We start from the raw sequence: 17583 nt of genomic DNA, 5'->3' as shown, positions 1-17583 counted from the left end.
GTGCTAGAGATTGTGGATCCGTTTCAGTTCTGGTGAGGGAGCGGTGCGACGACGGGCAAGCCGGTGGCCTGCCACTCAATCATGCCTCCGGCCATCGTGTCGGCCATGAATCCAGCATGCACTAAATGATCGGCCGCGGCAGCGCTGCGCCGGCCGCTGCGGCACACCACGACGACCGGACGGGAACGATCCAGCTCCTCGTACCGATAAGGCACGAACCCGAGCGCGATGTGCTGCGCGCCGGGAATCATCCCATCGGACAGCTCTTCAGCTTCCCGCACGTCAACGAGCTGCACCGAATCTATCCGGTCGAACACCTGACGCGGCGTGAGTTCCATCAGGCACCGACCGAGGCGTGCTGGGCGGCCCAGGCGTTGTAGCCGCCGATGAGATCGGTGACCTCGGCATGGCCTAGGCCGCGCAGCGCGCTCGCTGCGACGCTGGAGCGCCATCCGCCGGCACAGTGGATCAGCACGGGGCCGTCGGGGATTTCGGCGTGGCGTGCGCTGAGTTCGGCCAAAGGAATGCGCAGGGAACCCGGAATCGCTCCCTGCTCAACCTCACCGGGGTTGCGCACGTCGAGGATGGTTGCCGCGTCGGAGCTTCGCAGAGTGTCGAACTCCTCGACCTCGACCCGTGCACCCGTCTGAGCCACGGCGCCCAGCTCGCTGAACGCCTGCACCGGGTCGACCAGATAGCCGGCCACCCGATCGAAACCGATGCGGGCAAGCCGCATTCCGGCTTCGTCCTCCCGACCAGCCTCAGCGATGATCACGATGGTGTCGTCGTGCTTGATGACCATTCCAGCGGTTTCGGAGAAACGGCCGTCGAGTCCCACATTGACGGATCCGACCAGGTGTCCGAGGGCGAAAAATTCGGGGGTGCGGGTGTCGAGAACGTGCGCACCGCGTTCAACGGATGCACGCACATCCGTCAGGGTCAGCGGTGCCAGTTCGCGCGTGGCCCCGATAATTTCGTGATCACTGCGATTGATCATGGCGTCGACGGCGAAGTAACCGGGAATAGCGGGCTGGCCGCTGCGGATCATGGTCACGAAGTCGATTTCACTCATCGGCTGCACCGACGCGTTGTTGCGGCGCTGGTCACCGATAGTGGATTCGAGCTCGTCGGAGAGGTTCTTGCCGCAGGCAGATCCCGCGCCGTGGGCGGGGAGCACACGCACCGGGTCGGGCAGAGCCAGCAGGGCCTCGTGGATCGACACGTACAAGGCGCGCGCGAGCTCCTCGGGGTCCGCCCCGACAGAGGCTGCCAGGTCGGGCCGTCCGACGTCGCCAATAAAGAGGGTGTCACCGGTGAGCACAGCGTGGGGAACGACGTCGCCGGCGTGTTCCCGAACGATGACGCTGACGGATTCCCAGGTGTGACCGGGAGTGTCAAGAATTTCCAGTTCGACCTCGCCGAGGGAGATCTTCTCTCCGTTGGCCAGATGACGGATCTCGTACGCCGCTTCGGCACGTGCTCCGTAGCCGATCCAGGCACCGGTGGCGGCGGCAAGCTCGAGGTGGCCGGCGACGAAATCGGCGTGGAAGTGGGTGTTGATCACGCCAACGATGGTGAGATGGTTCGCTGCTGCATCGGCGAGGTACTCGTCGATGTCGCGGCGCGGGTCGACGACGATGGCCTGTCCGGTGGTCTCGTCGCCGACGAGGTAAGAACCGTGCGACAGGCAGCCGAGGTAGTACTGGGTCAAAATCATCGTGGCCTCCAAGAATCAGGGCCCACCACGCCAACACGAATTGAGGCGTGCAATGGGTACGTGCGCTAGTCTCGCATATACCCCCCTTAGTATACAAGATACCCCGGCAGGTATACAGTGGATGCATGGCTACCATTGATCTCACCGAGACCACCTTTGACACGACCATCGCCGAGAGCCCGATCGTGCTGGTCGATTTCTGGGCCGCCTGGTGCGCCCCGTGCCGCAGTTTCGCGCCGACGTTCACCGCCGCGTCGGATAAGCACCCCTCGATCACCTTCGGCAAAGTCGACACCGAAGCTGAGCAAGGCCTTGCCGCAGCCGCTGGCATCCGCTCCATCCCCACCCTGATGGCCTTTCGCGATTCAGTGCTCGTCTTCTCCCAGCCGGGGGCGCTGAACGCGGCCAGCCTGGAAGAACTCATCACCGGCGTCGAGAACCTCAACATGGACGACGTGCGCGCCAGCATCGCCGCCCGTTAACGCCGGCAGCGCCCATGACTGCACCGCCCACGAGCCCCGCCCCCGCACCAGAATTTGGCGAACTGGTCGACGGTATCGACATTCCCGTTTTCAACGAACGCGCGGTGCGGGCATCCGCTGGTCTGCTCTTCCTGGTGGGCATCGTCGCGTTCATGATCGCAGCCCTAATCGACCATTTCGACCCGCTGCGGGCGTTCGCGTTCCTCTTCATGGTGGACATGATGCTGCGCCTGTTCGTCAGCGCCCGCTACACGCCGAGCCTGCTGCTGGGTGGGCTGATGGTGCGCCAGCAACGCCCGGAATGGGTTGGCGCCGACCAGAAGAAGCTCGCCTGGCAGCTCGGACTGGGCATGGCCTTCACCTCCTGCATCGTGATGGGGTTCTTCGGTATCAGCGACACCGTCACACTCGTACTCTGCGGCGTCTGCCTCAGTATCCTGTTCCTCGAGACGGCCTTCGGCATCTGCGTCGGCTGCGGCCTCTATCGAATCTTCGCCAAAGAAAAGCCGCAGCTCTGCCCTGGCGACACCTGCAATTACGTACCACCCACCCGTGCGGCCAAGCGCCGCCAATCACTCACGACGTCACCCAATACGAAGGATGAAGCCCATGACCACACGCATTGATACCGGCATTCCCGAAGCGGAGCTGCAGAAGATCGTCAACGGGCTCTCCCGCGTTCTGGCCGATTCATACACCGTGTACCTCAAGACACACAACTACCACTGGAACGTCGTCGGGCCCATGTTCCACTCCCTCCACACCATGTTCATGGACCAGTACACCGAGCTCGCCCTCGCCGTCGACGACATCGCCGAACGTATCCGAGCGCTGGGCGCACCGGCGCCGGGAACGTACCGAGAATTCGTCGAGCTCTCGATCATCAGCGAAGACACCGATCATCCCGATGCGCCGGAGATGATCCGTCGCCTCGTCTCCGCTCATGAAGCCGCAGCCCGCACCATCCGCGGCGTTCTCCCCGTAGCCGAGAGCGCACCCGACCAGGTGTCCACCGATCTACTGGTGCGTCGTCTTGACGCTCACGAGAAGACTGCGTGGATGCTGCGGAGCATGATCGTGGGCACGGAGCAATAGATCACCACCCTATATACCCCCTAGGGTATAGTATTAGTAGTTCAACTCACTGACTGGAGATTTCTTATGTGCCGTGCCGTAACTTGCAAAGTTTGCCAGAAGACAACATGGGCTGGCTGTGGTCAGCACGTCGACCAGGTCATGCGCGGCGTACCTCGCAGCCAGCAATGCCCGGGTGGTCACGTCAAGGAAAAGTCAACAGGATCGTTCTGGTCCCGACTGTTCGGGCGCTAACCGCGGGGCGGTGATCATTCATCACCAGCTCCTGGATCTCTGGAGAGACCCGCGGCGTGAAGCGCAATCTATGTGCGACGGTTGCTGAGCTTGACCCCGCCAACGTCGGCTTCTGATGGTTTTTTAATTTCGGATGGAACCTAGTTGGATGACTTGACTGCGGTTGCGGCCCCACCGTGACCGCAGTCGATAAGCACGCCTAACTCTCGAAAGATCGAATGTACCGTTATCGGCTCTCCAGGGAGTGGTCTGCTGGACGGGGTGCGATGTTCGTTATACCTACCCCGTCTATCGCAGATCAGGGCTCGGACGATCCAACGTTTCGCCGTTTCAGCCTGATCTGTCGGCGGCGCGCAGGGGTATCACGACCGTGAAGCGGGCTCCCCGCCCCGGCCCGACCGACGAGGCCGTCACGTCCCCGTCATGCGCACGCGCGATTTCGCGAGCGATCGTGAGACCAATCCCCGATCCGGCTGAGCGGCGGGCCTGTCCCGGCACACGATAGAACCGCTCGAAGACACGCTCGGTGTCTTCCTCGGTCAGACCCACTCCGGTGTCGATCACGACGACCTCACCACGGCCGTCGGCGCCGTGAGCCGTGATCGTGACTGCACCGCCTGCCGGGGTGGCGAGGAGGGCGTTGCCGAAAAGGTTGGTCAGAACCTGGGTGATCCGGTCTGCGTCCACGCGGACGGGCAGCCGCGTATCGACATTGAGTGTCAACGCCACGCCCGAATCTTCAAATTGCGGAGCGAGCCGGTTCGCTGTGCGGCGAGCAAGATCAGCTAGGTCCGCATCGACTGGATGCAGATCGAGCCGCTGTTCTTGGGCGCGCGACAAGCTGGACAGGTCATCGGAAAGGCGGTGCAATCGGCGCAGTTCCTCACTGAGGGAGGCGAATGTATCGGGGCTGGCGATGAACACGCCATCGATCAGCCCCTCGACGTAGCCGTCCAGGACGGTCAGCGGGGTTCGCATCTCATGCGCAACCTCACCGAGCAGCCGGGTTCGCCGCGACTCCGTATCGGCCAGGGCCTGGGCCAACGTGTTGACGTCGGTGGCCAGGGCTGCCAGTTCCGGCTCGGACGGGACTGGAACCCTGCCCCCATACTTTCCTGCAGCGATCAGCTTTGTCGCGGCACGCACGGCGTTGAGGGGGCGCAGTAGTCGCCCCGTGACGGCCGCGGCCACGAAACCTGCTGCAATGACGCTCGCCAGCACGCCGACGATCAACGAGGTCGTGAGCGCGGACAGGAAGGCTGAGCGCACACTTGTCGCGTCCATGGCCCCCATCGACATACCGGTGCCCTCACCCTCCTCCATCATCATGCCCAGCCGCTCCTCGAACAGTCGAGGAGCGAGCAGGGAGATCGTCAGATAGGCAACTATGCCGCCAACCACGGCAACAGCGGCATAGGAGATGAACAGGCGCAGCGAGAGACGCAGCTTCATTTGGGCCCAGCCACGAACTTGTAGCCTACGCCCCGCACTGTGGCGATCAAGTGCGGATCGCCAGCATCGTCGCCGAGTCGCGCGCGCAAACTGCGGATGTGGACATCGACGACCCGTTCGTCGCCGTAAAAATCGTAGCCCCAGACTTTTTCGAGCAGTTGTGCCCGGGAAAACACCCGCCCGGGCTCGGTGGCGAGTGCGGAGAGAAGGTCAAACTCCAAGCTTGACAGCCCCACTAAGGCTCCACTCACCTCGACCTCTCGGTGCGCCGGCTTGATGGACAACCCGTTAAAACGAAGCAGAGCATCTCCGTCGGTCCGGTCCCCTCGATTGTCACGACGCAGCATTGCCTTCACTCGGGCCGTCACCTCGCGCGGGCTGAACGGCTTGGTCACATAGTCGTCGGCGCCAACGCCGAGCCCCACGAGCTTGTCGACCTCCTCCGCCCTGGCCGTGACGAGGATCACGTACGCGTCGCTGAAGCCGCGCAACTGCCGGAGCACCTCCAGCCCGTCGATCCCCGGCAGCATCACGTCCAGGAGCACGAGAAGGGGAGGGTCTTTGCGCAGTGCTGCAAGGGCCTCTGCGCCATCCGCAGCCTCCGCTACCTCATACCCTTCCGCTTCCAGGTAGCCGCGCAACACTGTCCTGATTTGTGCCTCGTCATCAACAACCAGGACTTTCTGCATCGCTCACCTCTTTTCTCTGATTATCGCCGCCCACAGACACATACTCTGCATTACGCCCAGAATCTCGGCGAGAGGCCCCTCAGACCTTACCTGTCGAGCACCTTCAACCGTTCTCGATATTCCGATTCATTCAATTCACCCTTCGCGAAGCGATCATCGAGGATTTGACGCGCTTGACTCCGCCCGCTTTGCCCTCGGCCTGCTGAAGAACCTCCGCGTGAAACACCTCGATCCGTTCCTCCCGCCAAAGCCCGCACGATCCAGATAACGAGAAGGATAACTGCGACGAGCATGAGCAGCCCTACCGGCCACCCCCACGCCATGTTGTAACCATTTCCCCACATCATTTCTTCTGCTCCTTCAGTTCTTGTTCACCTTTTTTGACACTGAGGAAGTCCGCGGCGGTCAGGTCGTCGCCATTCCAGAGCCCATTCCGGCTCCCGAGTGCATACTCATTCCCAAACCTGTGCCCCTCCCCTCACCTGGGGTGTGGGTCGCGTCCAGCATCGTGTCGATGCGGCTCGTCATCTGTTCGGTGACTTCCTCCCTGTCATCAGAGGACAGAGTGCTGTTGGAGTCGAGATTGGCCTTGAGCTCCGAGACCATTGCATCCTTGAGTTCAGAAACCGATTTGTCCTCAGCTTCAGCTACAGCCGCGAGGGTCTCGCCCGACTGCAGCCGGTCCTGCAGCTCCGTCTGGCTCAGGCCGAGGTAGCTCGCGACCGCGATCATGGGAGAACTCTGTCCGAATGACATGCCGGCCGTGTGGCCGGACTGATGGTCGCCGACAGTTGGCGAGGTCGTCGATGATGGCTGGGGAATCGTCCCATCACCGGTGGAGGCCTGCGCGGCAGCAACACCGCCAGTGACAAGCGCTCCGACAAGCCCGAGCCCCGCAATACCAGCGGTCATGTTCTTCCGATTGAATTTCATTAGTCTCAGCACCTTTCACGTTCAGCCACCAAGTTGGTGTCTACACACCAGCATGCAGACCGCGCATGAAGCTCCAGCCTCCGAGAATGTGAAGGTTTGATGAAACGCTGTCGTCAGCCAGCGATATGGGACCACCCTGCTGACGGGAGTGAGACTGAAAACGTTTGGGTGTAATCCTGGAATGGAGGCACTCAGATGATAGATGCACGTGCCGACCTGATGGCGATAGACGCCGTGGCGACGGAGAGGATGGATGACGTAGTTGATGGGCGGCTCGTGGAGTAGATGGTGGGCCGCGCCCACGAGCAGGGCGTCGCCCTGACCGGCGAGAGCGGCCTGCTGGGCCAGTTGACGAAGCTGGTGCTGGAGTCAGCGCTCGAGGGCGAACTGACCGATCATCTCGGCGATGAGCAGCACCTCAGATATTCACACCGTCTGAGGTCACGAATGAGGTAACGGGGCAGACCCGCCCGGGCGCTTTGATGGCCGCGAACCAGCCGAGGATTGGCGACTCGAGCACGAGCCCGGTAATGATGGCGCGAAGCTTGGGGTCGGCGGCGAACTGCCGTGCGATGGCCGCTCCCATCGACCAACCCAAAAGAATGACGGTGCTGCTGCCGTGCTCGCGGGCGTAGTCCACGGCCGCGCGTACGTCATCGACTTCGGCCACACCGAGCTCAGATCGGCACTTCCCAACTTTGGGACCTTCACCGTCGTTTCGGTCGGTCACCACGAGCGACGTCAAAGCAGACTCGGAGGCGAGCTGTACGCCACGAAGGGTTCCGGCACGGGTGCTCCCGAATCCGTGGATATGGATGACCCATGCAGTCGACGGCTGACCTTGGGGCGGTAGAAGCCAGGCGGGCGTGGCGCCGACATCCGTTTGTGTCTCGACGTCTATTGCTTGGAGGTCGACATCGGCTTGAGTTTGGAAGTAGGTGCCGCTCCAGAATGCTCGCTGGCCGGCAACCACGCCTGGTTCCGACTCCCCACGACCTCGCGGCCAACGAGACGCGGCCCGCGATCGTCGACTCCGCTCGACAGCCGAACCCAGCCGCCGTTTTGACGGCCCGATGTGCGTGGTGTCGGTTGCAGTCAGTCAACCCCGAGAATCGCCGGCACTGTGGCGACTTTGGAAAACTCAAGAGTCTCGCGGACCGGTGCTCGGTAAGATTTACCGCTGAATTCCGCAATCAGCGCCCGCTGCGATACCCCCGGGTGTATTATCGGGGACAGGTGACCCGGAGCCCTCCGGGCGCCGAGAGTGACGTCCACGAAGGAGACCCCACATGCTTATCGAGCGCATCTACGACGAAGACCTCGCCCAGGCCAGCTTTTTGATCGGCTGCCAAAAGAACGGTGAGGCAGTCGTCGTCGACCCCCGCCGCGACATCGCCGTCTACCAATCGGTCGCCGCGGCGAACGGGATGAAGATCGTCGCCGTCACTGAGACCCACATCCACGCCGACTACCTCTCCGGTACGCGTGAACTGGCCGCTGCTACCGGCGCGGCTATCTACCTGTCCGGCGAGGGCGGAGCCGATTGGCAGTATCGGTTCGCGGGCAAGCGGCTGCACGACGGTGACGCGATCACCATCGGCAACATCACTGTCCGGGCGCTGCACACCCCGGGCCACACGCCAGAGCATCTGTCCTTCCTCGTCACCGACGGCGCGGTCACCGACCAGCCCGGCTACCTCCTCTCCGGCGACTTCGTCTTCTCCGGCGACCTCGGACGACCGGACCTGCTCGACGAGGCGGCCGGCGGAGTCGACACCCGCTTCGCCGGGGCGAAGCAGATGTTCGCCAGCCTCCGAGACAAGTTCCTCACCCTGCCCGACTATGTGCAGGTGCACCCCGCCCACGGCGCAGGCAGCGCCTGCGGAAAAGCCCTCGGCGCAGTCCCGTCATCGACAGTCGGCTACGAGCGGCTCTACGCCTGGTGGGGCCCATACCTCGTCGCTGGCGACGAAGAGGGATTCATTAACGAGCTCCTGGACGGACAGCCCGATGCTCCCGCCTACTTCGGGCGAATGAAGCGCCAGAACCGGCAGGGTCCGGCAATCATGGGCGAGCGTGCGCCGCTACAGGAGCTGGCCGCGGAGTCCGTCGCCCAGCATCTCGCAGACAATACGGCGACCTTCGTGGACACTCGCCACAACACCGAGGTACACGCAGAGACCGTACTCGGCTCCCTCAATATCCCGGCCGGCAAGAGCGTGGCCACCTACGCCGCCTGGGCCGTGGATCCGGAGAAGGATTCCCGTCCAGTCGTGCTCCTGGCCGCCGACCAGGACCAGGCCCAGGAGTTCTCGGACCACCTCGTGCGCGTCGGCATCGACGCCGTGAGCGGCTACGTCACGGGGCTCGAAGGCCTGCCTACCACCACCCCCCTGCTAGTCGAGCCCGCTGACCTGGACAAGTACGAGTTCGCACTGCTGCTGGACGTTCGCGCTAAGAGCGAGCACGCGGCCGGTCACATCCCCGGCTCTCCGCAGCTGCAGCTGCACGGCGGGCGCCTGCTCTGGAGCCTCGACCAGCTGCCAACTGAGGGCACCATCGTGACCTACTGCCAGAGCGGGGTCCGGAGCTCCGTTGCGGCCAGCGCGCTGCGCCACGAGGGATACAACGTAGTGGAACTCGACGGCAGCTACCTCGGCTGGATTGCCCAGCAGGAATCACGCGAATCGACTTCCGCGAGTTGATCCGCACGGACAACGCTTTCACGATCGAGTCCCTCACTCACGGCTGTCGCTCCAGGAGCGCGAAAGCATCTCGCGCGGAATTATCACGCATCTGTCGCTGACGGCAAACGCCGCTGAGTTGGGCCGGCCGGGGTCAGCGGTTTCGAGGGAAGCCCTGCTCAAGGGCGGCCCAAGTGGAACCGCACGGTCCCGGCTGATCGTCTTGCCGACGCTCGACACCGCCGAACTCCGTGAGGAAAAATCCGACGAATTGAACCATGAGAGCTTCACTCGATCGCCTCATCTGCTGACGGTTTCGAGAGCCTGCCAAAGGCGAGACCATCGGACGCATTACTGTCTCCACATCGAATCCATCATTCGTGATCGATGCAACCGTTTCCCCGTTCGATTGGCAGCGGCCCGCTGCCACGCCCCACAGCGGCGTCAGCACCTCCTCCACACGACCCAACAGCCGACCGCCGGCACGCACGTGCTCGTGAACGCGAATATCCCACCCGAACGCGGCACCCGCAATTCCTCCGCCAGCACGAGCCCCTGATCCGCGGCGCTGCACAGCGCCCACCTCGATACCACCGTCGTAAGCGTCCGGAGCTTTCCGCCCGGCAATCGCTGCCGTGACGCCAGCGCCCATCAGGAAGACCTGTGTGGCGGCCGCGTCCCGCCTGGACAACGCCCGTAGGCGGCGCCGTTGATGATGATGAGGATGTTCATCAGGCGGCCGCCTCGGCGGACACCGGCAGGCTCGCCAGTCGCCATTCCAGCATCCCCTCGTGCAACCGGGTTGCCCGGTGGCCGCCCTGGCGCAGCATGCCGACGGCCTCGTAGGCGAGCACGCAATACGCGCCACGGCAGTAGGCGACAATCTCGCGGCCGAGCGGCAACTCACTGAGCCTGCCGCTGAGCTCCTCGAGCGGGATGGAGAGGGCTCCGGGGATATGCGCGGCCTGGTATTCCTGCCGTGGCCGGACATCCAGCACTGTGACGGCCCCCGCCGTCACGCGCGCGAGAAGTTCCTCCCGCGTGATCTCCTCCTGCGCGTCGTCGCCTGAGCCAGGTTCATCGAGTCCGAGGTAGGCGATGCGCTTCGCTTCAACATCTGACAAGTGGTTCTGGGCGACCGCGCGAACTAGGTCGTAGAGCCGGGCGACGTCATCCCCGGCAAGTTGGTAATGAATCCGGGTGCCCTCCCGGCGGGTGGTGACCAAACCGGCGTGCTTGAGGGTTTGCAGGTGAGCGGATGCGGTGGTCAGGCCTAGGCCGGCCGCGTTCGCCAGCGATTCCACTGTGCGTTCGCCCTGAGCCAGCAGGTCGATCAGTTCGAGGCGCTTGCCGCTGCCGAGCGCCTTGCCAACGCGCGCGAACTGCTCGAACAGCGCGGACTTCTTCTCACGATCACCCATGCGCTTCCTCCCGGTTCCTTTCATACTAGTATCTTCTAGTAATCCATGGTTTTATGGAATATTGATCTTTCCCGTTTCTGGCGGGTCGTGCGACCTGAGGAGCGCCACATGGAAATGCTGCATCTTGTGCCCGTTATCGACGAGGGGCTGGGTAACTCCACTTACCTCCTGGACATTGGCCGGGGGAGGGCTCTGGTGGTGGACCCGGAACGGGACCTGCGCCAGGTCCGTGCGGAGGCGCTGCGCCTGGGACTGTCCATCGTGTACGCCGCGGAAACACACCTGCACGCGGACTTCATCGCCGGCGTGCGCGAACTGGAAGAAACCGAACGCGCCACGGTACTTGCACCAGACGTGGGCCCGCGCGGATTCGCCCACACCGTGCTCAACGACGGCGATACCCTGGACCTGGGTAATTTCACCCTGCAGGCGCTGGCGACACCCGGCCACTCACCCGAACATCTCTCCTACCTGCTGCTCGACCACGGGCGCATCGCCGGCGTTTTCACCGGCGGGTCGCTGATGGTCGGAACCGCCGGGCGCACAGACCTGGTCAGCCCGGAAATGACCGTTCCGCTGGCCCGAGCCCAGTACCACTCGCTGCACCGGCTGATGGAACTGCCCAACGACACCCCGGTCTGGCCTACCCACGGCGCCGGGTCGTTCTGCTCGGCCGCGGCCGGTGGCGAACGGATGACCACGATCGGCCGCGAACGGGCCACCAACCCGTTGCTCCAGGTCGCTGGTGAGGACGCCTTCGTTGATGCGCTGCTCGGTTCCCTCGGCACTTTCCCTGACTACTTCCTGCGCCTGGGCGAGGTCAACCGGCGGGGCCCAGTCGTTCTCGGAACCACTCCGCCGCTGCCGGCCCTGTCCGTCGACCGCGTGATGTCGTTGCGCGCGCAGGGTGCCCAGATCGTGGATGCTAGGCAGCCTGCGGACTTCGCGGCCGGGCACATCCCCGGTTCCCTGTCCATCGCGCTGCGCCCGGTGTTCGCGACCTGGCTCGGCTGGCTGGCCGAGCCAGATCGGCTGGTCATTATCGTGCGGAATCCGGCTCAGGATCCCGAGGACATCGTCTGGGCGGCCGCGCAGGTCGGCTTCGACACCCTCGCCGGCGAACTCGACGGCGGATTCCCTGCGTGGAAGAACTCCGGCGCCACGGGATCGCTGATCGATGCCCGGAGCATGGTCTCCGGTGCTGAAGCCTCAGCCACCGTGCTCGACGTCCGCCAGGCCTCGGAGTACGCGGCAGGTCACGTCGCCGCCGCCTGGAACATCGAACTGGGCGACCTCGCCGGGCGCCTCGGCGAGGTCCCCACCGGACCCCTCGTCGTCATGTGCGGCCACAGCGAACGCGCCATGAGCGCGGCGAGCATCCTCGAGAGCGGCGGTCGAACCGCCGTCGCCGTGCTCAACGGCGGCGCCGCGGACTGGGCCCGTGAAGCTGGTCGCTCGCTGGAGACCGGACGATGAGCCGGACGCCAGGCCGTGTGGACCAACGGAAGGGCGTCGGCCGCGTGATCACGCTGGGTCTGCGGCAGAACTTCCCCCAGTTCATGCTGCTCGTCGCCGTCAACGCACTGGTCGGCGGCACCCTCGGCCAGGAGCGCACCGTGCTGCCTCTGCTGGCGGACGAGGTCTTCCACGTCGATCGGTACACGGGCGCGCTGACGTACATCCTGGCCTTCGGCCTGGCCAAGGCCGGCACCAACTACTTCGCCGGCACCCTCTCCGACAAGTACGGCCGAAAGCCCGTGCTGATCGCCGGCTGGCTGATCGCCATTCCTGTGCCGCTTATTCTGATCCTCGGCCCGACCTGGGGCTGGATTGTTGCGGCCAATGTGATCCTCGGTATCAGCCAGGGACTGACCTGGTCGACCACCGTGATGATGAAAATGGACCTCGTCGGCCCGAAGCAGCGCGGCCTGGCCATGGGCTTCAACGAGGCGGCCGGCTATCTCGGTGTCGCAGCCACGGCCCTGGCCACCGGATACATCGCCGCCGAGTACGGGCTGCGCCCAGGCCCGTTCCTGCTCGGGGCAGCTTTCATCGCCCTGGGGCTCGGACTCTCCGTGCTCTTCGTGCGCGAAACACGTCACTACGCGAAGGCCGAGGCGGCCAACCATGTGTCCGTGCACGCCCATGCCGGCTCCCTCAGCGACCGGCAGGTCTTCACCCTCACGAGCTTCCGGGATCGCTCCCTGTCGTCGATCAGCCAGGCCGGGATGGTCAACAACCTCAACGACGGTCTGGCCTGGGGACTGTTCCCCATCCTGTTCGCCGCCGCCGGACTCAGCATCGAACGCATCGGCATCCTGGCCGCCGTCTACCCGGCCGTCTGGGGAGCCGGCCAGCTGATCACCGGCGGGCTCTCCGACCGGATCGGCCGCAAATGGCTGATCGTCGGCGGAATGATCGTGCAGGCGGTCGCCTTAGGCATGGTCGCCGTCGGGGACAGCTTCAGCGTCTGGCTGGCAGCCGCCGTGCTGCTCGGGGCAGGCACCGCCATGGTCTACCCGACACTGCTCGCCGCGATCGGCGACGTCGCCCACCCCGAATGGCGGGCCCGCTCGGTGGGCGCCTACCGCCTGTGGCGTGACGGCGGCTTCGCGGTCGGCGCGCTGCTGTCCGGACTGATCGCGGACGCCTTCGGCATTCCGTTCGCCGTCGCCGTGGTTGCGGCCCTGACTGCCGCATCCGGAATCGTCGTGGCCGTGCGGATGCGCGGAGACGACCACCCCTGAATAGGCATCACCTGCGCACGAGCGTGACGCTCGTGCGCAGCGCGTATCACACGGTCAAATCAGATTCCGGTCACCACCAACCAGCCCGGCCCAAGATGGTGCAAAGAGCGGACGATCAGCGAGAGACAAGACTCAAAGCACCGGCGCCAACGACTTGGCGAGCTCTCTATAGTGGTATTCCCGTAAGACCCGTTATCCCGACATCGGCCTAGGACCTCCCGAGAAATACCGCGGTGAAGGCGGGGCGGCAAACGGACGCAGGGAAGCTGTCTATAACCCTGGGGATATGAGCAGTCTCACATCTCCCATTTTTTGCCGATACGGATCGCCGGAATCTCTCTCGCCCCGCCTCAAGCTGGAAGCTGTCCTCCAGGGGCAGTTCAACGCTTCCTCAACCCCGTCCGAGCGTTGCAAGGAGGGGTTCGAGATCGGGGCTGGACTCGGACTCGGCTGACAGATGACGTTTGGTGCGCCCCCATGCACCGCGGCCCGCGATTGCGAGCAGCGCGGGCACGAGCACCAGCATCACTACGAGGGCGTACACGGCGACGGACATCGCCAGGCCGAAGCCGAACATCGTCACGGTGCGCTGGTCGTTGAGAATGAAGCTCCCGAAGACGACGACCATGACGGATGCCGCAGCCAGGATGACCCTGGCCGTCGCTGCCAGGCCGTTTTGGACTGCCCGGTCGGGATCTCCCGTGCGGGCGAGCTCCTCCTTGACGCGGCTAAGTAGGAACACTGTGTAATCGGTGGACAGCCCGAACAGCACAGCGAAGAGCATCACCGGCACGAACGATTCCACCGGGCCGGAGGACACCCCGAGCAGGCCGGCGGGCCACCACCCCCATTGGAACACAGCGACGACGGGTCCGTAGGCGGCGCCGACAGCGAACAGGTTCATGATGACAGCCATGGCCGCGATGAACGGCGCCCGGAACTCGATCAAAAGAACGATGAAGGCCAGCACGACCACGATCAGGACGAACCAGCCGATCTGGGCCAGAAGCGTGTCGGCCAGGTCTATGCTCGTGGCTGTTGCCCCGCCTACGTGGGAGACCGCGTCCGGCAGCACGGTCTCGCGCAGGTCGTGCACCAGCGTTTCGGTGGCGGCGTCATCCGGCGAGCTGGTTGGGATCACCGTGTACAGCACGGTCGTCCCATTCTCGGCCAGCCGTGGGGTGTGACAGCGCTGACGCCGTCCGTTGCCGCCAATTGCGTGTGAACTGCCGTGCTCGCGACCTGGTTCTCGGCCAGGGTAGAGTCTGCGCCGAAGTCGACCGTGACCAAGAGCGGGCCAGCCCAGACGGCACCGAAACCATCGACGATGAGGTCGTAAGCCTTCCTCGACGTCCTCGGCTCCACGATCGGCCTGTTCGACAAGAACGGTGCTTTCGACGGCGGCCACTCCTCCTGCAGCCCCTACGACTAACAGCGCTCTTCCGTGGCGGCCGGTTCAATAATGAACAGCAACCCGCTTTCGGCATTGTGGAAGGTACAGAGCATCGAAGTCCCGATAACGGGCTCCATGCTTCACCCTTCGTATTTTTGGATGGATTACTGTCCGAAATATCCGCTTCAGCTCACTCGGACTAGGTTGAGAACACATCGATCTAAAAAGGCTATGAGGCCCAGGAGTGGTGAGAGGAAGGCGCGTGTCCACCTACATCAGCATTGCCGTCCTTCTCGCAGTCGCGCTGCTGACAGTGGGCGGCCTCTACCTGGTGGCGCGGTATACCGCGGTGGCCCGCGACCCACTTGAGCGGTTGCCGTTCCTTTCCGGCTGGGAGCCGGAGGAACATGCTCTGTCCCGCTACCACGCCAGGTGGTACCCGTTGACCCTGCTTTTTTTGGCCTTTGACGTGGAGATGCTCTTTATGTATCCCTGGGCACTGGTCGTCTCGAAGGATGGAATCGGCGCCGTCGTGGAGATGTTCGTCTTTCTCGGTGTGCTCATGGTCGGTGTCGTCTGGGCCTGGCGAGAGGGTGCGTTGCGGTGGGTCTAAGAAGCAGCGTGGCGGGACGCGCCACTCGCAGAGTGCACGTGCTGGTGCTGGAAGTTCCCGGCTGGGGTGAGACTCGAATGCGCGTTGAGGCGGAACTAGCCCGTCGGGGCTGGGCGCCGGCGATATCGCCAGCGGATGCCGACGTTCTGCTGGTCTGCGGGGAACCTGGACAGGAACTCGAGTCCGTGTGCGCCCGCCTTTGGTCACAGCTTCCCGGTCCACGGGTACGCGCGGCGGTGATCACCGCAAGCGATATCGCCGCGACTCTAGACCGTGCCGTGGATGAGCTCCTCGATGAGGCCAGTCAACAAAGCGATGCGCGAGCCCGCTCGCGCCGGCCGGCAGAACCACGTGACGAGATCGCGCACACCGAGCACGCAGCGCACGGTAGCAGCGGCGAATCGACCGAGCCTGACATGGACATGGACATGGACATGGACATGGACATGCCGATGCCGGGAGGGATTCCTCTGGCCAATGGCGCACCCGATCGCGACGGCCTCGAAATGGACGTGCTTCACGTTCCCCTTGGCCCGGTACTCCCCCACTGGCCAGCCGGTCTCGTTGTGCGCTGCGTGCTCCAAGGTGATGTGATCGTCAGCACCCAGGCAGAAATCCTTCCCGCGGCGCAACCGAGCGGTGACGGCCTTGTCCCGGACGATAGCCGCCGGTTGGCGGACGACGAGCGACGGCTGGCGGTCATCCGTCGTTCTGATGCCGCGGTGCAGGTGCTCGCTCTGGCCGGATGGTCGTTCGCGGCAGACCGCGCACGAAGGATTCGCGACGCCGTGGCGTCGGGCACAGCACTGGTCGACGCTGCAGCCGACCTCGACAAGCTGGCGCAGAGCGTTGGTCGTTCCTGGACTCTGCGCTGGACGCTGAAAGGTATCCGCGTCGGCGACGCACTCGCCCACGCGGATGACGGGATGGGGCAGAGCGGATCCGAGACGGTGCGCGGCCGCCTTGTCGGCTGGCTCGACGAGGCGCGACGCATTGCCCGAGACGACACGGCTGAAGGAGCGTACGAGCTGCAGGACGCCCTGGCGTTGCAGCGCAGCCTGCTGAGCGAGATTCCGCGACTGCTCAACGGCGCGGATGTCGCAACCGCGCGGCTCATCATTGCCGCTCTGGCAATCGAGACGGACCCGTCACCTAGATTCCGAAGCCGCGCACATGAGTGACGCAACATGAGTGACATCGTCGAGGTGAATCCTGCCTGGGCGCTGCTTGCTCCGGTCGTGCTCGGCCTGCTTGCCCTGGCTGGAGCCGCGCTCAATGGGATCCTCGTTGCCCGGGCCGAGGGCCGGTCTTTCCGTTCTGGAGTGGCCATCCCGGTGTTCGAGATCGCCCGTCTGATGCGGCAGCGACGTCGCACGACCGTCGCGGCTGATGTTCTGCTCTGGCGCATTGGTTGCGCCGGCCTCGTGGTGATCGCGGTGCTGAAGACGGCGGTGATCCCGGTGGGTCCGTGGGTTTTGGCCGATATACCGGTCGGGGTCGTCTGGTTCAACACGATGGACGTCTTCGTGTGGGCACTCATGTGGCTGATCGGCTGGGGTGCCAACAGCGCCCACGCGCTGGTGGGCGGCTACCGATTTCTCGCTCAAGCCGTCTCCTATGAGTTGCCACTGATGTTCGCACTGGTGACCCCCGCCGTCGCAGCGCATAGCCTGCGCGTGAGCGATGTAGTTGCCGCGCAACAGAATCTGTGGTTCATCGTCTGGATGCCCATCGCCTTCGTCGTCTTCTGCCTAAGCGTCGTCGCCTTTTCCAACTGGGGGCCCTTTGCGACATCCGCGAGCGGAGACATCGCTGGCGGGATCCTGACCGAGGTATCCGGCGTGGACCGCCTGCTGATTCTCGCCGGACGCTACACCCTGCTCACGACAGGCGCGGCTTTCGCCGTTGCCCTCTTTCTCGGCGGTGGGGCCGGACCGCTATTGCCCGGCTGGCTGTGGACGCTGGTGAAAACCCTGCTGTTGCTTGCAGCGTTCGTCACCCTGCGGCATCGTATGCCAGCTGTGCGTCCCGAGCGCCTCGCTGAAGTCGCCTGGATAATCGTGCTGCCGGCCGTTCTGCTGCAGACGCTCATTGTCTCCGTCATCGTCGCGGTAAGAGGCTGA

Annotated in this window: 18 protein-coding genes; 9 read left to right on the top strand and 9 right to left on the bottom strand. The window is 64.2% G+C overall.

What is annotated here, in order from left to right:
* Positions 1–23: 23 nt before the first annotated feature.
* Both E3T46_RS05575 and E3T46_RS05570 read right to left on the bottom strand, forming a co-directional pair.
* Positions 24–338 (bottom strand): rhodanese-like domain-containing protein, encoded by a 315-nt coding sequence (locus E3T46_RS05575; RefSeq protein WP_134577779.1) that lies wholly within the window; start codon positions 336–338, stop codon positions 24–26.
* Positions 338–1717 (bottom strand): MBL fold metallo-hydrolase, encoded by a 1380-nt coding sequence (locus E3T46_RS05570; protein WP_134577778.1) that lies wholly within the window; start codon positions 1715–1717, stop codon positions 338–340. The genes E3T46_RS05575 and E3T46_RS05570 overlap by 1 nt, the downstream gene beginning before the upstream one ends.
* A gap of 125 nt (positions 1718–1842) precedes the next feature.
* Here E3T46_RS05570 and E3T46_RS05565 point away from each other — a divergent pair, with 125 nt between their 5' ends.
* Genes E3T46_RS05565 through E3T46_RS05555 form a run of 3 tightly spaced genes read left to right on the top strand, consistent with a single transcriptional unit; the run spans position 1843 to position 3294 of the window.
* Positions 1843–2199 carry a thioredoxin domain-containing protein gene (locus E3T46_RS05565; protein WP_134577777.1) on the top strand — a complete coding sequence of 119 codons (357 nt, stop codon included), beginning with the start codon at positions 1843–1845 and terminating at the stop codon, positions 2197–2199.
* A gap of 14 nt (positions 2200–2213) precedes the next feature.
* On the top strand, positions 2214–2825 hold the full coding sequence (locus E3T46_RS05560; RefSeq protein ID WP_134577776.1) for a DUF4395 domain-containing protein: 612 nt from the start codon (positions 2214–2216) through the stop codon (positions 2823–2825).
* Positions 2809–3294 carry a Dps family protein gene (locus tag E3T46_RS05555; protein WP_134577775.1) on the top strand — a complete coding sequence of 162 codons (486 nt, stop codon included), beginning with the start codon at positions 2809–2811 and terminating at the stop codon, positions 3292–3294. The genes E3T46_RS05560 and E3T46_RS05555 overlap by 17 nt, the downstream gene beginning before the upstream one ends.
* A gap of 564 nt (positions 3295–3858) precedes the next feature.
* On the opposite strand, the gene E3T46_RS05545 is transcribed toward E3T46_RS05555, so the two are convergent.
* From E3T46_RS05545 to E3T46_RS05525, 5 genes are all read right to left on the bottom strand, one after another.
* Complete coding sequence (locus E3T46_RS05545; RefSeq protein WP_134577773.1) at positions 3859–4980, bottom strand: HAMP domain-containing sensor histidine kinase; 1122 nt, start codon at positions 4978–4980, stop codon at positions 3859–3861.
* A complete protein-coding gene (locus E3T46_RS05540) occupies positions 4977–5669 on the bottom strand; it encodes a response regulator transcription factor (RefSeq protein ID WP_134577772.1) in 693 nt (230 codons plus the stop codon). Before E3T46_RS05540 ends, E3T46_RS05545 begins: the two co-directional genes overlap by 4 nt.
* 86 nt (positions 5670–5755) lie before the next feature.
* Positions 5756–6016 carry an SHOCT domain-containing protein gene (locus tag E3T46_RS05535; protein WP_134577771.1) on the bottom strand — a complete coding sequence of 87 codons (261 nt, stop codon included), beginning with the start codon at positions 6014–6016 and terminating at the stop codon, positions 5756–5758.
* A gap of 58 nt (positions 6017–6074) precedes the next feature.
* A complete protein-coding gene (locus E3T46_RS05530) occupies positions 6075–6602 on the bottom strand; it encodes a hypothetical protein (RefSeq protein ID WP_134577770.1) in 528 nt (175 codons plus the stop codon).
* A 418-nt stretch (positions 6603–7020) separates the two neighbouring features.
* The gene (locus E3T46_RS05525; RefSeq protein WP_166790174.1) at positions 7021–7575 is read right to left on the bottom strand and encodes an alpha/beta hydrolase; all 555 of its coding nucleotides are present in this window, start codon (positions 7573–7575) and stop codon (positions 7021–7023) included.
* A gap of 316 nt (positions 7576–7891) precedes the next feature.
* Between E3T46_RS05525 and E3T46_RS05520 the strand changes: the two genes are divergently transcribed.
* Complete coding sequence (locus E3T46_RS05520) at positions 7892–9307, top strand: MBL fold metallo-hydrolase (RefSeq protein WP_134577768.1); 1416 nt, start codon at positions 7892–7894, stop codon at positions 9305–9307.
* Positions 9308–10017: 710 nt separating this feature from the next.
* Here E3T46_RS05520 and E3T46_RS05515 read toward each other — a convergent pair.
* On the bottom strand, positions 10018–10707 hold the full coding sequence (locus tag E3T46_RS05515) for a metalloregulator ArsR/SmtB family transcription factor (RefSeq protein ID WP_134577767.1): 690 nt from the start codon (positions 10705–10707) through the stop codon (positions 10018–10020).
* Positions 10708–10815: 108 nt separating this feature from the next.
* Here E3T46_RS05515 and E3T46_RS05510 point away from each other — a divergent pair, with 108 nt between their 5' ends.
* Together E3T46_RS05510 and E3T46_RS05505 are read left to right on the top strand one after the other, a co-directional pair.
* Positions 10816–12183, top strand: a complete 1368-nt coding sequence (locus E3T46_RS05510; protein ID WP_134577766.1) for an MBL fold metallo-hydrolase — start codon at positions 10816–10818, stop codon at positions 12181–12183.
* An 83-nt stretch (positions 12184–12266) separates the two neighbouring features.
* Positions 12267–13454, top strand: coding sequence for an MFS transporter (locus tag E3T46_RS05505; RefSeq protein ID WP_134577985.1), 1188 nt, complete (start codon positions 12267–12269; stop codon positions 13452–13454).
* A gap of 391 nt (positions 13455–13845) precedes the next feature.
* Here E3T46_RS05505 and E3T46_RS05500 read toward each other — a convergent pair whose 3' ends face one another.
* Positions 13846–14862 carry an MMPL family transporter gene (locus tag E3T46_RS05500; RefSeq protein ID WP_277870923.1) on the bottom strand — a complete coding sequence of 339 codons (1017 nt, stop codon included), beginning with the start codon at positions 14860–14862 and terminating at the stop codon, positions 13846–13848.
* A gap of 247 nt (positions 14863–15109) precedes the next feature.
* On the opposite strand from E3T46_RS05500, the gene E3T46_RS05495 reads away from it, so the two are divergent.
* The 3 genes from E3T46_RS05495 (at position 15110) to E3T46_RS05485 (ending at position 17583) form a co-directional block, all read left to right on the top strand.
* Positions 15110–15460 (top strand): NADH-quinone oxidoreductase subunit A, encoded by a 351-nt coding sequence (locus tag E3T46_RS05495; protein ID WP_241980479.1) that lies wholly within the window; start codon positions 15110–15112, stop codon positions 15458–15460.
* Positions 15461–15696: 236 nt separating this feature from the next.
* Positions 15697–16641 (top strand): hypothetical protein, encoded by a 945-nt coding sequence (locus E3T46_RS05490; RefSeq protein ID WP_134577764.1) that lies wholly within the window; start codon positions 15697–15699, stop codon positions 16639–16641.
* Positions 16642–16647: 6 nt separating this feature from the next.
* Positions 16648–17583, top strand: coding sequence for a complex I subunit 1 family protein (locus E3T46_RS05485; RefSeq protein ID WP_134577763.1), 936 nt, complete (start codon positions 16648–16650; stop codon positions 17581–17583).

Origin of the sequence: Cryobacterium sp. Hh11 (assembly GCF_004404045.1) — a bacterium.
GTDB lineage: Bacteria > Actinomycetota > Actinomycetes > Actinomycetales > Microbacteriaceae > Cryobacterium > Cryobacterium levicorallinum.
Note: the sequence above shows the minus strand (reverse complement) of the source record. Positions and strands in the feature narration are given on the sequence as shown.

Coding starts and splice junctions, on each gene's coding strand:
- E3T46_RS05560 (WP_134577776.1), top strand. CDS start 2,214: ATGACTGCACCGCCCACGAGCCCCGCCCCCGCACCAGAATTTGGCGAA.
- E3T46_RS05575 (WP_134577779.1), bottom strand. CDS start 338: ATGGAACTCACGCCGCGTCAGGTGTTCGACCGGATAGATTCGGTGCAG.
- E3T46_RS05545 (WP_134577773.1), bottom strand. CDS start 4,980: ATGAAGCTGCGTCTCTCGCTGCGCCTGTTCATCTCCTATGCCGCTGTT.
- E3T46_RS05540 (WP_134577772.1), bottom strand. CDS start 5,669: ATGCAGAAAGTCCTGGTTGTTGATGACGAGGCACAAATCAGGACAGTG.
- E3T46_RS05535 (WP_134577771.1), bottom strand. CDS start 6,016: ATGATGTGGGGAAATGGTTACAACATGGCGTGGGGGTGGCCGGTAGGG.
- E3T46_RS05520 (WP_134577768.1), top strand. CDS start 7,892: ATGCTTATCGAGCGCATCTACGACGAAGACCTCGCCCAGGCCAGCTTT.
- E3T46_RS05505 (WP_134577985.1), top strand. CDS start 12,267: ATGCTGCTCGTCGCCGTCAACGCACTGGTCGGCGGCACCCTCGGCCAG.
- E3T46_RS05555 (WP_134577775.1), top strand. CDS start 2,809: ATGACCACACGCATTGATACCGGCATTCCCGAAGCGGAGCTGCAGAAG.
- E3T46_RS05485 (WP_134577763.1), top strand. CDS start 16,648: ATGAGTGACATCGTCGAGGTGAATCCTGCCTGGGCGCTGCTTGCTCCG.
- E3T46_RS05530 (WP_134577770.1), bottom strand. CDS start 6,602: ATGAAATTCAATCGGAAGAACATGACCGCTGGTATTGCGGGGCTCGGG.
- E3T46_RS05565 (WP_134577777.1), top strand. CDS start 1,843: ATGGCTACCATTGATCTCACCGAGACCACCTTTGACACGACCATCGCC.
- E3T46_RS05510 (WP_134577766.1), top strand. CDS start 10,816: ATGGAAATGCTGCATCTTGTGCCCGTTATCGACGAGGGGCTGGGTAAC.
- E3T46_RS05515 (WP_134577767.1), bottom strand. CDS start 10,707: ATGGGTGATCGTGAGAAGAAGTCCGCGCTGTTCGAGCAGTTCGCGCGC.
- E3T46_RS05570 (WP_134577778.1), bottom strand. CDS start 1,717: ATGATTTTGACCCAGTACTACCTCGGCTGCCTGTCGCACGGTTCTTAC.